At 65.5% G+C, this 11,451-nt stretch carries 12 protein-coding genes and 1 tRNA gene; 8 read left to right on the forward strand and 5 right to left on the reverse strand.

Going from position 1 to position 11,451, the window contains the following annotated elements:
* Window positions 1-44: 44 nt before the first annotated feature.
* Window positions 45-941, forward strand: coding sequence for a LysR family transcriptional regulator (locus tag ACZ1JY_RS07315; protein WP_118073217.1), 897 nt, complete (start codon window positions 45-47; stop codon window positions 939-941).
* 92 nt (window positions 942-1,033) lie between these two features.
* Here the strand turns inward: ACZ1JY_RS07315 and ACZ1JY_RS07320 are convergent, their stop codons facing one another.
* Entirely contained in the window at window positions 1,034-1,333 is a 300-nt protein-coding gene (locus ACZ1JY_RS07320) for a DUF3297 family protein (protein WP_118073216.1), read from the reverse strand.
* Between the two features lie 100 nt (window positions 1,334-1,433).
* Here ACZ1JY_RS07320 and ACZ1JY_RS07325 point away from each other — a divergent pair.
* The 6 genes from ACZ1JY_RS07325 to ACZ1JY_RS07350 all read left to right on the forward strand — a co-directional run bounded on the left by ACZ1JY_RS07325 (window position 1,434) and on the right by ACZ1JY_RS07350 (window position 5,276).
* Window positions 1,434-1,508: transfer RNA gene (locus tag ACZ1JY_RS07325), tRNA-Val, on the forward strand.
* 95 nt (window positions 1,509-1,603) lie between these two features.
* Window positions 1,604-1,855, forward strand: coding sequence for a hypothetical protein (locus tag ACZ1JY_RS07330; RefSeq protein ID WP_465130820.1), 252 nt, complete (start codon window positions 1,604-1,606; stop codon window positions 1,853-1,855).
* A 76-nt stretch (window positions 1,856-1,931) separates the two neighbouring features.
* Window positions 1,932-2,123 carry a YgaP family membrane protein gene (locus tag ACZ1JY_RS07335; protein WP_118073214.1) on the forward strand — a complete coding sequence of 64 codons (192 nt, stop codon included), beginning with the start codon at window positions 1,932-1,934 and terminating at the stop codon, window positions 2,121-2,123.
* A 53-nt stretch (window positions 2,124-2,176) separates the two neighbouring features.
* A complete protein-coding gene (gene serS / locus ACZ1JY_RS07340; protein ID WP_465130821.1) occupies window positions 2,177-3,457 on the forward strand; it encodes a serine--tRNA ligase in 1,281 nt (426 codons plus the stop codon).
* Window positions 3,454-4,215, forward strand: coding sequence for a peptidoglycan DD-metalloendopeptidase family protein (locus ACZ1JY_RS07345; RefSeq protein ID WP_465130822.1), 762 nt, complete (start codon window positions 3,454-3,456; stop codon window positions 4,213-4,215). Before serS ends, ACZ1JY_RS07345 begins: the two co-directional genes overlap by 4 nt.
* Before the next feature lie 5 nt (window positions 4,216-4,220).
* The gene (locus ACZ1JY_RS07350) at window positions 4,221-5,276 is read left to right on the forward strand and encodes a potassium channel family protein (protein WP_465130823.1); all 1,056 of its coding nucleotides are present in this window, start codon (window positions 4,221-4,223) and stop codon (window positions 5,274-5,276) included.
* Here the strand turns inward: ACZ1JY_RS07350 and ACZ1JY_RS07355 are convergent.
* A complete protein-coding gene (locus ACZ1JY_RS07355) occupies window positions 5,257-5,688 on the reverse strand; it encodes a DUF1761 domain-containing protein (protein WP_465130824.1) in 432 nt (143 codons plus the stop codon). The genes ACZ1JY_RS07350 and ACZ1JY_RS07355 overlap by 20 nt on opposite strands.
* Before the next feature lie 87 nt (window positions 5,689-5,775).
* On the opposite strand from ACZ1JY_RS07355, the gene rimO reads away from it, so the two are divergent.
* Window positions 5,776-7,182 carry a 30S ribosomal protein S12 methylthiotransferase RimO gene (rimO, locus tag ACZ1JY_RS07360; protein ID WP_465130825.1) on the forward strand — a complete coding sequence of 469 codons (1,407 nt, stop codon included), beginning with the start codon at window positions 5,776-5,778 and terminating at the stop codon, window positions 7,180-7,182.
* A gap of 2 nt (window positions 7,183-7,184) precedes the next feature.
* Here the strand turns inward: rimO and ACZ1JY_RS07365 are convergent, their stop codons facing one another.
* The 3 genes from ACZ1JY_RS07365 to ACZ1JY_RS07375 all read right to left on the reverse strand — a co-directional run bounded on the left by ACZ1JY_RS07365 (window position 7,185) and on the right by ACZ1JY_RS07375 (window position 11,322).
* Window positions 7,185-8,462, reverse strand: a complete 1,278-nt coding sequence (locus ACZ1JY_RS07365; RefSeq protein ID WP_465130826.1) for an HD-GYP domain-containing protein — start codon at window positions 8,460-8,462, stop codon at window positions 7,185-7,187.
* Between the two features lie 142 nt (window positions 8,463-8,604).
* On the reverse strand, window positions 8,605-10,224 hold the full coding sequence (locus tag ACZ1JY_RS07370) for a M20/M25/M40 family metallo-hydrolase (RefSeq protein ID WP_465130827.1): 1,620 nt from the start codon (window positions 10,222-10,224) through the stop codon (window positions 8,605-8,607).
* A gap of 75 nt (window positions 10,225-10,299) precedes the next feature.
* Complete coding sequence (locus ACZ1JY_RS07375; RefSeq protein ID WP_465130828.1) at window positions 10,300-11,322, reverse strand: SAM-dependent methyltransferase; 1,023 nt, start codon at window positions 11,320-11,322, stop codon at window positions 10,300-10,302.
* Window positions 11,323-11,451: the final 129 nt, after the last annotated feature.

An 11,451-nucleotide genomic window follows, 5' to 3' on the forward strand; every position in this document is an offset into this window, starting at 1 on the left:
CAAGCGAATGTGCGAGGTCTACCTGCAAATTTGCAGGTGACCGGATGCAGTCGAGCGACTGGAACGATTTTCAGGCCTTTCTCGCGGTGGCGCGCGCCGGACAACTCGCGCGGGCAGCGGCGAGCATGGGCGTCGATGCCACGACAATCGGACGGCGGTTGCGGCGGCTCGAGACTCGCACCGGCGCCACGCTGTTCGAACAGACGCGCGAAGGACAGGTCCTGACCGAGGCGGGCGAGGCGATGCTGGCCGAGGTCGAGGCGATGGACCAGGCCGCCAGTCGCATCGCCGAGAATGCCGCGAGTGTGGGGGGAGTTGCCGGTAACTTGCGGGTGAGTCTGTCCGAAGGCTTCGGGAGTTGGATTGTTGCCCCTGCCCTGCGCAGTTTTGTCGAGGCCAACCCGAGGCTGATGGTCGATCTCGTTGCTTCTTCAGGATTTCTCAGCCCGTCCAAGCGCGAAGCCGACCTTGCGGTCACGCTATCGCGCCCGCGCGCAGGGCCGGTGATCGCGGGCAAGCTCTCGGACTACACGCTGCGGCTTTACGCGACGCGCGGGTATCTGTCGCAAAAGGGGTTGCCGGAAAAGCCAGCCGAACTCGCGCGCGGACACCGGCTGGTGGGCTATATCCCCGATCTGCTCTATGCGCCGGAACTGCGCTATCTCGCTGAAATCGAACCGGACCTGACCGCGAACCTGCGCTCGTCCTCGATCATCGCGCAGCACCGCATGATCGCGGCGGGGGCGGGCATCGGCGTGCTGCCATGCTTCATCGGCGATTCGGACAAATGGCTGGTGCCGGTCCTGCCCGCCGCCCGCGTGACGCGATCGTTCTGGCTGGTGACGCACAAGGACACGCACAACCTGGCGCGCGTGCGGGCGTTCAAGGACTGGCTTACCGCGCTGGTTACGCGGGAGCGCGGGCGGCTATTGCCGCGGTAAGGGGCAAAGGCAAAGAGTGCCCCTCCACCACCAGCCTTGCTGGCGGTTCCCCTCCCCGTTTGCACTTCGTGAAAACAGGGAGGATCGGGAAGTCAGGCCTTGGCGACGGGCGCGTCTGGCCCAAGGTCTTCGTACCAGGCTTCGACCGGGCCATTGAGCTTGATCGTGAGCGGGTTGCCCTTGCGATCCATGCTCTTGCCCGCCTGCACGCGCACCCAGCCTTCGGAGATCGAGTATTCCTCGACATTGTTGCGCACCACGCCCTTGAAGCGGATGCCGACGCCGCGGCGCAGCTTGTCCGCATCGAAATAGGGGCTGCGCGGGTTGATCGCGAGACGGTCCGGCGGGACGTCGGGACCAGAGGTTTCGGGCTGAATGGTTTCGTCGCTCATGGAGGGCGCAAATATCTTGATTGCCCCACTTGTCAATCGAAGCGGAGCGTCGTAGAGGCCCGCCCCTGTCAAGCGGTCGGAACGCCGACCTTGCTCTGACGGGCGCGTAGCTCAGCGGTAGAGCACACCCTTCACACGGGTGGGGTCACAGGTTCAATCCCTGTCGCGCCCACCAGAAACGGCCCGCGAGAGATCGCGGGCTTTTCTGTATCTGGCGGAACCGCGCGTTGCCCAGGTGGATTGGTCTTTCTCCCCCACGGAGAAATATCCATGCAAAACAAGGATGAACGCACGCCACCGCTGGAGCCGAAGAGCGACAACGCAAGCCTCAACAGCGAAGTCCACGCGACCACCAAGATCAATTCAAGCGTGACGCCCGAGCAGTATCCGGAAGAGCAGCGGCGGATGCAGGCGATTTCCTCGCAGGAGCCCAGCGAAGGGGTGCGCAAGGACAGGACGCAGGATGCATCGCGCCTTTCCCATTCGAGCGAGGAGACCAGCGAGGGTGAGAGAGAGGAATGAGTGCGGTTTGCGCGAAATCAAGGAACTTCTAATATAACGCGGCATCATGGGCTGGTTCGCAAGGAGGACCAGACCCATGTTCAAGACCAATGTTGGCGGGATCGACCGCGCGGCTCGCATCGTGCTGGGTCTTGTGCTGATCGCGCTCGTTTTCGTCGGGCCGCAGACACCCTTCGGATGGATCGGCGTGGTGCCGCTGCTGACCGGCCTGATGCGCACCTGCCCGCTCTATTCGCTGCTGGGCATGAATACCTGCCCCCGCATGTAAGAGCGCCGAGGGCGGGTTGCGCCGGGAGACGCGAGGCGGCATAGCGCTGCGCCATGCACGATATCCGCCTGATCCGCGAAAACCCCGCCGCGTTCGATGCCGCCCTCGCCCGCCGCGGGGTGGAGCCTGCTGCTGAAGCCATCCTCGCGCTCGACGCGCGCCGTCGCGAGATCGCGACGCGGATGCAGGAAGTGCAGGCCCGCCGCAATGAAGCATCCAAGGCCATTGGCGCGGCCATGAGCAAGGGCGACAAGGATACGGCCGAAGCGCTGAAGGCCGAAGTGGCGGCGCTGAAGGTGGAACTGCCCTCGCTGGAGGAGGAAGAGCGCCAGTTGACGGCGCAGCAGAACGCTGCACTGGCCGCCTATCCCAATGCGCCTGCCGCTGATGTGCCGGAGGGTGCGGACGAGAGCGAGAATGCCGAATTGCTGCGCTGGGGAAGCCCGCGCGAGATCAGCTTCACGCCGAAGGAGCATGCCGATCTCGGCCCGGCGCTCGGCCTCGACTTCGAAACCGGCGCGCTGATTTCGGGCGCGCGATTCACGTTCCTCAAGGGCGGGATGGCGCGGCTGCACCGGGCGCTGGCGCAGTTCATGCTCGACCGGCAGACCGGCGAGAACGGCTATCTGGAATGCATCCCGCCGCTGCTGGTCAAGGACGAGGCGGTGTTTGGCACGGGGCAATTGCCCAAGTTCTCGGAAGACCTGTTCAAGACCACGGACGGGCGCTGGATGATCCCGACCGCCGAGGTCAGCCTGACCAATGCGGTGCAGGGCCAGATTCTGGGCGAGGCCCAGCTTCCCCTGCGCATGACGGCCCTGACGCCGTGTTTCCGCTCGGAGGCCGGTGCGGCGGGGCGCGATACGCGGGGGTTCATCCGCCAGCACCAGTTCGAGAAGGTGGAGCTGGTTTCGATTACCAAGCCCGAGGATTCCGAAGCCGAGCATGAGCGCATGACCGCCTGCGCCGAGGGCGTGCTGCAGGCGCTGGGCCTGCCCTATCGCAAGGTGCTGCTGTGCACCGGCGACATGGGCTTTACCGCCCGCAAGACCTATGACCTCGAGGTCTGGCTGCCGGGCCAGGGCGCCTATCGCGAGATCTCGTCGTGTTCGAACTGTGGCGACTTCCAGGCGCGGCGGATGAATGCGCGCTATCGCCCGGAAGGGGCAAAAGGCACCGAGTTCGTTCATACTCTTAATGGTTCGGGCCTTGCCGTGGGCCGTACGCTGGTGGCAGTCTTGGAGAACTACCAGCGGGAGGACGGATCGGTGGACGTGCCGGAAGTGCTGCACCCCTACATGGGCGGGCTGCCCCGCCTCGAACCGCTGGCGTGATCCGCGCGCTGGCGGCAGGCCTTGCGCTGCTGGCAGCGGCACCGGCTGTTGCGCAGGGCGCGCGCCCGCCGATCGTGGCCTGGACCTATACCGTGCAGGCGGGCGATACCTTCTCGGACATCGCGCGGCGCTGGGGCGTGGACATGGCGACGCTGGGCGAGGCGAACGCGATCCCCAGCCCTTACGTCATCCGCATCGGGCAGGTGCTGAAGCGGCCAGAACCCAAAGGCGCGCCCAAGGGTGCGCCCAAGGCTCCGGCAAAGCCCTCCGCCTCGGCTGCTGCGGTCGAAACTCCGAAGGCCGTGCCCCGCCCTGCCCCGACGCTGCGACCCGCCCCGCCTGCGCGCGCGCCGCTTGCGCCGCGTGAATCCGACGCACCGAAGATCGGCTGGCCCACCGAAGGCGCGGTCGTCAGCCATTATCGCGACAAGGTGGCAGGCATTCCTTCGAACGGGATCGACCTGATTGCCCACCCCGGACAGAAAGTACGGGCGGCGGCGGCGGGCACGGTGCTCTATGCCGGCAAGGAGCCCGAGCGCTTCGGGCAGCTGATCCTGATCGATCATGGCGGCGGCTTCGTCACGGCCTATGCCTATCTTGGCATGATGACGGTGAAGGAAGGGCAGGCCGTGACCAAAGGCGAGCGCATCGCGCTGGTCGGGCAAAGCGGTGAAGTGCAGCGGCCTACGGTTCATTTCGAGCTGCGCCGCAACAATGTGCCGCGCGATCCGGAACTATACCTGCCGCCGCGGTTGTAGCGCTGATGGACCTTCACCTTCTCCGCCGTGGCGGGCGCAAGCCGATGAACGTGTTGCGGCGAACGCTGAAGGTCTCGGTCTGGGCCGACCTTGGCCTGCGGCTGGGTGCGGCTTTCGCGCTGGTGGCGATCGTGGTGGCCGTCCACTGGATCGACCGGGCCGGGCTGAAGGACAGCCATGACGGGACGATCAGTTTCCTCGACGTGGTCTACTTCACGATGATCTCGATCACGACCACCGGCTTTGGCGACATCGCCCCGGTGAGCGACCGTTCGCGGCTGATCGAGGCGGTGATCGTCACGCCGATCCGGGTGGCGGTGATCTTCATCTTCGTCGGCACGGCCTACAATTTCATCATCAAGCGCACCTGGGAGCGGTTTCGCATGGCGCAGATCCAGAAGAACCTGACCGATCATATCGTGGTGCTGGGCTTTGGCGTATCGGGGGCCGAAGCCGTGGCCGAACTGGTCGCGCGGGGCACCGATCCGGGCTGCATCGTGGTGATCGATCCTTCGGAAAGCGCGCTGGCTGCAGCGGCCAACATCGGCTGCAATGTCATGGCTGGCGATGCCACGCGCGATGCCACGCTGGTCGACGTGCGCATCGACCGGGCCTGCGCCATCCTGGTTTCGGCCGGGCGCGACGATACCTCGATCCTGATCACGCTGACCGCGCGGCACCTGGCGCCGGGCGTGCCGATCAGCACCGTGGTGCGCGCGGCGGACAACGAGGATCTGGCGCGCCAGGCCGGGGCCAGCACGGTCATCAACCCCGTGCGCTTTACCGGGCTGCTGATGGCCGGGTCCGCGCATGGCAAGCACGTCGCCGAATACCTGACCGATCTCGCCTCGGTCGAAGGCCGGGTGCAACTGGTGGAGCGCAAGGTGCGGCCCGAGGAAGTCGGCCGTCCGCTGGCGGCGCTGGCCAGCGGCGGGCGAGGCTTGAGGATCTATCGGCGCGGCACGGTCATCGGCTTCTGGGAAGCGGCTGCCGAACGGCTAGAGGATGGCGACGAGATCGTCGAGATCGCCCCGACCCCGGCTACTGGCCGAGAAGCATGAACGCGAGTCCCATCGAGAGGTAGGCGGCGAGCCAGAAGCCACCGTCGATCAATGCGAGGCGCGTGCTGATGCGCTGCTGGCTGTAGCTGATCCACAGCGAGGGGATGATGAAGGCGATGGCAAGCCCGCCCGACATCATGAAGTAGAGCCACCACTTCACGTCGAGCGTGGCCGCCCCGACGCGGGCGAACATGTGGCCCATCATGCTGGCGGAAATGAACAGCAGCGCAGCAGTGATCGCAGCGGTTCGCGCAGGCGAGCGGCGAATGCCGAGCTTGCCGGGGCCGACTTCCTCCAGCCGGGCACGGCCGAACAGCGGGCCATACCAAAGGGCTGACGCACCAAGCGCAAAAAGCGTTGCAACAACGACGGCTATCCAGTTGACCGGGCCCATCTTTTCCTTCTTTGCCAAGCCCCCGCTGCAACCATCTGCTACGCCTGAGAAACGCGGAAGGCAACGCCAAGCGGGCCAATGGTGACGTGGCGTGCTTTTTAGCCTATGGGCCGCGCCACGATGGCAAGCCAGATTCCCCCTCTCGAAATTCCCGAAGCCCCCAAAGTCGGCATGGTCAGCCTCGGCTGTCCCAAGGCGCTGGTCGATTCCGAACGAATCCTGACCCGCCTGCGCGCCGACGGCTATGCGATGAGCGCCGATTATGCTGGTGCCGACGTGGTGCTGGTCAACACCTGCGGCTTCCTCGATTCCGCCAAGGAAGAGAGCCTTTCCGCAATCGGCGAGGCGATTGCCGAGAACGGGCGCGTGATCGTGACCGGGTGCATGGGCAACGAGGCGGACGTGATCCGCGCCAAGTTTCCGCAGGTCCTCGCCGTGACCGGCGCGCATCAGTATGAAGCGGTGGTCGAGGCCGTGCACGAAGCCGCACCGCCGAGCATGGGCCCCTATATCGACCTGATCCCGCAGGCCGAGCCGGGGGACATCAAGCTCACCCCGCGCCACTACAGCTACCTCAAGATTTCCGAGGGCTGCAATCACGCCTGCGCGTTCTGCATCATCCCGAGCCTGCGCGGGAAGCTGGCCAGCCGCCGGATCGACGCCGTGCTGCGCGAGGCCGAAAAGCTGGTGGCGGCAGGCACGAAGGAACTGCTGGTGATCAGCCAGGACACTTCGGCCTATGGCGTGGACGTGCGCCATGAAGAGCGCATGTGGAAGGGCAACCCGGTCCGCACGCACATGACCGACCTCGCCCGTGAACTGGGCAAGTTGCGCACGCCGGAAGGCGAGACGCCGTGGGTGCGGCTGCACTACGTGTACCCCTATCCCCACGTCGACGCGGTGATCCCGCTGATGGCCGAGGGACTGGTGACGCCCTATCTCGACATCCCGTTCCAGCACGCCAGCCCAAACGTGCTGCGCGCGATGAAGCGCCCGGCGAACGAAGCCAAGGTGCTGGACCGCATCAAGGCCTGGCGCGAAATCTGCCCGGATATCGCTATCCGTTCAAGCTTCGTCGTCGGCTTCCCCGGCGAGACCGAGGCCGACTTCGAGTATCTGCTGGAGTGGCTGGAAGAGGCGCAGCTTGATCGCGTCGGCGGCTTCCGGTTCGAGCCCGTGGCAGGTGCCGCTGCGAACGACCTTCCCAACCCCGTGCCTGAAGCGGTCAAGGAAGAGCGCTATGCCCGGCTGATGGAAACCACCGAGCGCATCAGCGCGGCCAAGCTGGCGGCCAAGATCGGCAGGACGATCAAGGTGATCGTCGACGAAGTGGGCGAGCCGGACGAGGACGGCGACATCGGTGCCACCGCGCGGTCACAGGCCGATGCGCCTGAGATCGATGGCGCAGTCTATCTGCGCAACGTGCCAGCCACGCTGAAGGCTGGCGATTTCGCGCAGGTGCTGATAGAGGACGCGGACGCGCACGACCTTTACGGCGTGATAGCAAACTAGGATCAGGCCGCTTCCTTGCAGGCGGCGGCCAGCAGGCTTTCGCGCAGCGCGCCGATATCCGGCAGATCGAGCCCTGCAATATCGGCGATGCCTTCGATGGCATCGTCGCCGTAGCAATGGGCAAGCGCGATCGTCTCGCCCTTGAGCCGTTTGGCGAGAGGCAGCGACCAGAAGGTGCGGACCACGGGGAGCGCGGTGTCTGCCGGGTCCTCGTCTACCACCATGGCCAGGCGGTCGGACCGCAGGCGGACGAAGGAACCGATCGGGTATACGCCGACGGTTTCGACGAAGCGTTCGAGGATGGCGGGATCGAACGATCCGGGCTGTTCGCGCAGGCGGCGGACGGCGTCGGCGGGGTCCAGCTGTTCGGCACCGGAAATCAGCGTGTCATAGGTGTCGCAGATTGCGGCCATGCGGCTGAGGGCTTCGATTGCCGCGCCGCTCAACCCCTGTGGATAGCCGCTGCCGTCGAGCCTCTCGTGATGGTGCAGGATTACCCGCAGGACCGGCTCGGGAATGTCGCCAGCCGCCTTGAGGAAGGTGTAGCCAAGCACGACGTGCTGTTCGCGCAGGTCGGGGCGCAGCAGCGAATAGTCTCCCCCGACCGAGGCGAGATCGACCGGGAGCTGGCCCACGCCGACATCCATGAGCAGGCCTGCCATGCCCGCGTCGCGGATGTCTACCGGCGAGAACTTCATGTGGCGGGCCAGCGCGATCATCAGGGCGCTGACGGCGAGCGAGTGCCGATAGACCGGCTCGTTGTCGTTCTGGCAGCGCAGCAACCCGTTGAAGGCATAGAGATTGCGCTGGACCGAGGCATAGACCGCATCGAGCACAGGTTCGATTTCCTGCACCTTGATCGCCTTGCCGAGCCTGACCTGGATGAAGGCCTTGCTCACGACGCGCAGCGCATCGCCGGCGGCGCGCCTCGCCCGGCCGAATTCGCGGGCGATGGGCATCGCGGCTGGCGCGCGGCCGAAGCCGGGACCGGGCCGCTGCGGCACGGGTTCGATGGCGGCGCGCGTTGCCTGAGCGATCATCCCGGCGTTGCGCGGGCCTGAGACGATCTGCGGGGCCACCGTCGGTTCGTCCGCCGTGGCCTTGCCCAGCGCCGTATCGATGATCACGCCGTCCACCTCGCTCTCGCGCAGGCGTTCGAGCATGTCGGGATCATCGAGCAGGAACTTCCGCTTCCAGAAGGGATGGCTGAACCAGCTCCCTTCGAGCTTGTGGATGAACATGCCGAGTTGGACTTCGTCCGTGGATATGCGCTTGAGCATGGCCCGCCTGCTTGAATGACGGGCACTAACCTAGGTTATAGCGGGTGTGGCATTTCCAGCCGGGGAACTCCGGGGAAATGCGTAAGGCCCCGCCCCTTCCCGTTAGCCATTACAGCCAAGGGACGAAGCGGGGCGGCACGTCTTACTGGTTGGGGTCCTGCACCTTGAACGGATCGGTTGCGTCAGGCTTGGTCGGCAGCGGCGAGCGCGGCAGTTCCTTGTCGCTCATCGCCGCCTGCAGCAGCATGCCGGCAAGGACCACCGAGGCCTGGCGCATGTCGTCGGCGCGCATGTGGTCGAGCGTGTCGACGCTTGAATGGTGGACGCGGCTTTCGTAGTCGAGCGGGTCCTGGATGAACTGGTAACCGGGCAGGCCGATCGCCTGGAGATAGACGTGATCGGTGCCACCGGTCTTGCTCATCACCACCTTGTCGGCGCCGAGCGAATTGAACGGGCTGAGCCATTCGCGCAGGATCGGCGCGGCCGCGACATTGCCCTCGGCATAGATGCCGCGGAACTTGCCCGAGCCGTTGTCCATGTTGAAATAGGCCTTGAGATCGGCATAGCCGGGCTTGGGCGTGATCGGGTAGGCATTGCGCCAGGCCGAGTAGCTGTCGATCCCCTTGAGCGCGGGATCGACCGGACGCGAGGCCAAGTGTCGTTCGATATAGGCCTTTGAGCCCAGCAGGCCCTGCTCTTCCCCGCTCCACAGGGCAAAGCGGATGGTCCGCTTCGGCCGGACGCCCGACTTGGCGAGCAGACGCGCGGCTTCGATTACCGCAACGCTGCCGGCGCCGTTGTCTGCTGCGCCATCGCCGGCAATCCAGCTGTCGAAGTGGGCGCCGGCCATGACGTAGCCGGCCTTGGGATCGGTGCCGGGGATTTCGGCGATGACGTTGTCGGCCATCAGGTCCTTGTCATCGAAGCTGGCATCGATCGACAGCGAGAGCTGCGGGGCGGCGCCGGTCTTGGCGAGGCGCACGAGACGGCGGTAGTCTTCCTGCGCCATGTCCATGGCCGGCAGGCTAAGCGTTTCGCCGGGGATGAAATCATAGCCTTCGCCGTGGACCAGCTTGCCATCGCGGTAGGTCATCTTGACCATCGCCAGAGCGCCTTCGGCCTTGAGGAATTCCGAAAGCTTGCGGGCAAAGCCGCGGCGCGCCACCTGCATGGCGAGGCCTTCGGGATCGTGGCGCGGCAGGGTATACTTGTCGAGCTTGCCGATATCCTCGCCCGAGAGGCGTTCGAACATCGGGTCCTTGGACTCGCTGCTCTCGCCCGGGAGGCTGACGAGGACGATCTTGCCAGCGAGCTTGCCCTTCCATGCGTCAAAATTCTCGACCTTGCTCATCGGTGCGACCACGACCGGGGCGGTGATCGTGCCGTTCGTGGCGGGTGACCATGCCACCGGCAGGACGGTCAGCGGGAGGCTGCGCGGGCTCGTCATCGTGGCGGAATAGGACTTGAGGTTCCAGCCAAGGCCGAATTCGAACGGTTCGCGGTGAATGTTCTTGAGGCCATAGGACGCGAACTTTGCCGCTGCCCAGTCTTCGGCCTTGCGATGGTTTTCCGAGTTGGTGAGACGCGGGCCGATGCGGTCCATCAGCTCGGACGCCGTTTCCATTGCATCGGAGCGGTTGAGGCCTTCATCGAGCAACTGGGCGATCAGCCGGTCTTCGGCGGGGCCGGCAAGAACAGGGGCAGCAGTGGCGCAAAGCGCAATGGCGGCGACGCCGGTGGCGACGCGCGAGCGGGCAGTCATGTCTGGAAGGCTCCCTGAGCAAGTTTCTATCGCAACCAGTCTTGCCGCTGGAGCCGCGCTTGCCAAGTGCCTTTTTTACGCCGGCCTGAGCAGCCAGTGGCTGACGCCCCATTCCCTGCCGCCGCGATGGCCGAACAGGCCCGCCGTGGCGAGGTAGAACAAGCGCCAGCGACGCATCCACAAGGGCGTATCCTTGCCATAGACCAGGCGCAGCACCGGCTCAATCTCCGCCGCCTTGGCGTCGAACAGCGCAAGCCAGTGGCGCGCGGTCTTTTCGTAGTGCGTGCCATCCCACCACCATTCCCGCTCGAGCGCGAACAGATCGGCGAACTGGCCGATGAGGGCGTGGCTGGGCATGATGCCGCCGGTGAAGAAATACTGCGCAATCCAGCTCGACTTGTCGGCCGTGTCGAAGCGGTAGGGATATTGGCGGTGGCTGAAGACGTGGAGGAACAGGCGGCCATCGGGGCGGAGCCATGCCTTCACCCGGCCGAGCAGTTCGCGCCAGTTGGCCATGTGTTCGAACATCTCGACCGAGACGACGCGGTCGAACTGCCCATCGGGCGCAAATGCGTTCATGTCGGCGGTAAGCACGGTCAGGTTGGTGAGGCCGCGCGCTGCCGCCTTGGCACGAATGTGTTCGCCCTGCGGCCGTGAATTCGAGACGGCGGTGATGCGCGCATTGGGGAAGCGCGCGGCCATGAAGAGGCTGAGCGAACCCCAGCCGCAGCCGAGTTCGAGGATGTGCTGGCCGTCCTCCAGCGCCGCGTGTTCGACCGTCGCCATAAGGGCGGCAAGTTCGGCCTGTTCGAGCGTCTCGTTGCCGGTGGGATAGAGGCAGCAGGAATACTTGGCGTTCGGCCCAAGGCTCAGTTCGAAGAAGCGCGGCGGCAGTTCATAGTGCTGTTCGTTGGCGGCATCGGTGTGTTCGGCAACGGGCCGCTGCGCCATCCAAGCGGCAAACAGGGCATCGGCCGGCTGATCGCGATGGAGGGCGCGGCGGCGCTTCTCGCACATGAAGGACACGCCGGCGCGGGTCAGCGCATCGGGCAGCGGGGCGCGCTCTACGAGCGAGATCAGCGGGGCAAGGAGGCTCACGACAGGTAACTAGCCATTGGGGTGTGACTTGTGTCAACCTGTCACCACGGGAGCGGTCTATAACGGGAAACGGACAGGTAAGGTCGCGGCGGTTCGTGTCGCGGTGCCTATGGGGGTCATGGTGTGATA

It is taken from the genome of Novosphingobium sp. BL-A-41-Hi4B-X5A, from assembly GCF_055521705.1.

Excerpts from the sequence above, each read along its gene's own strand:
- ACZ1JY_RS07370 (WP_465130827.1), bottom strand. The coding sequence starts at position 10,224 with ATGACTGCCCGCTCGCGCGTCGCCACCGGCGTCGCCGCCATTGCGCTT.
- ACZ1JY_RS07335 (WP_118073214.1), top strand. The coding sequence starts at position 1,932 with ATGTTCAAGACCAATGTTGGCGGGATCGACCGCGCGGCTCGCATCGTG.
- ACZ1JY_RS07350 (WP_465130823.1), top strand. The coding sequence starts at position 4,221 with ATGGACCTTCACCTTCTCCGCCGTGGCGGGCGCAAGCCGATGAACGTG.
- ACZ1JY_RS07330 (WP_465130820.1), top strand. The coding sequence starts at position 1,604 with ATGCAAAACAAGGATGAACGCACGCCACCGCTGGAGCCGAAGAGCGAC.
- ACZ1JY_RS07315 (WP_118073217.1), top strand. The coding sequence starts at position 45 with ATGCAGTCGAGCGACTGGAACGATTTTCAGGCCTTTCTCGCGGTGGCG.
- ACZ1JY_RS07320 (WP_118073216.1), bottom strand. The coding sequence starts at position 1,333 with ATGAGCGACGAAACCATTCAGCCCGAAACCTCTGGTCCCGACGTCCCG.
- serS (WP_465130821.1), top strand. The coding sequence starts at position 2,177 with ATGCACGATATCCGCCTGATCCGCGAAAACCCCGCCGCGTTCGATGCC.
- rimO (WP_465130825.1), top strand. The coding sequence starts at position 5,776 with ATGGGCCGCGCCACGATGGCAAGCCAGATTCCCCCTCTCGAAATTCCC.
- ACZ1JY_RS07365 (WP_465130826.1), bottom strand. The coding sequence starts at position 8,462 with ATGCTCAAGCGCATATCCACGGACGAAGTCCAACTCGGCATGTTCATC.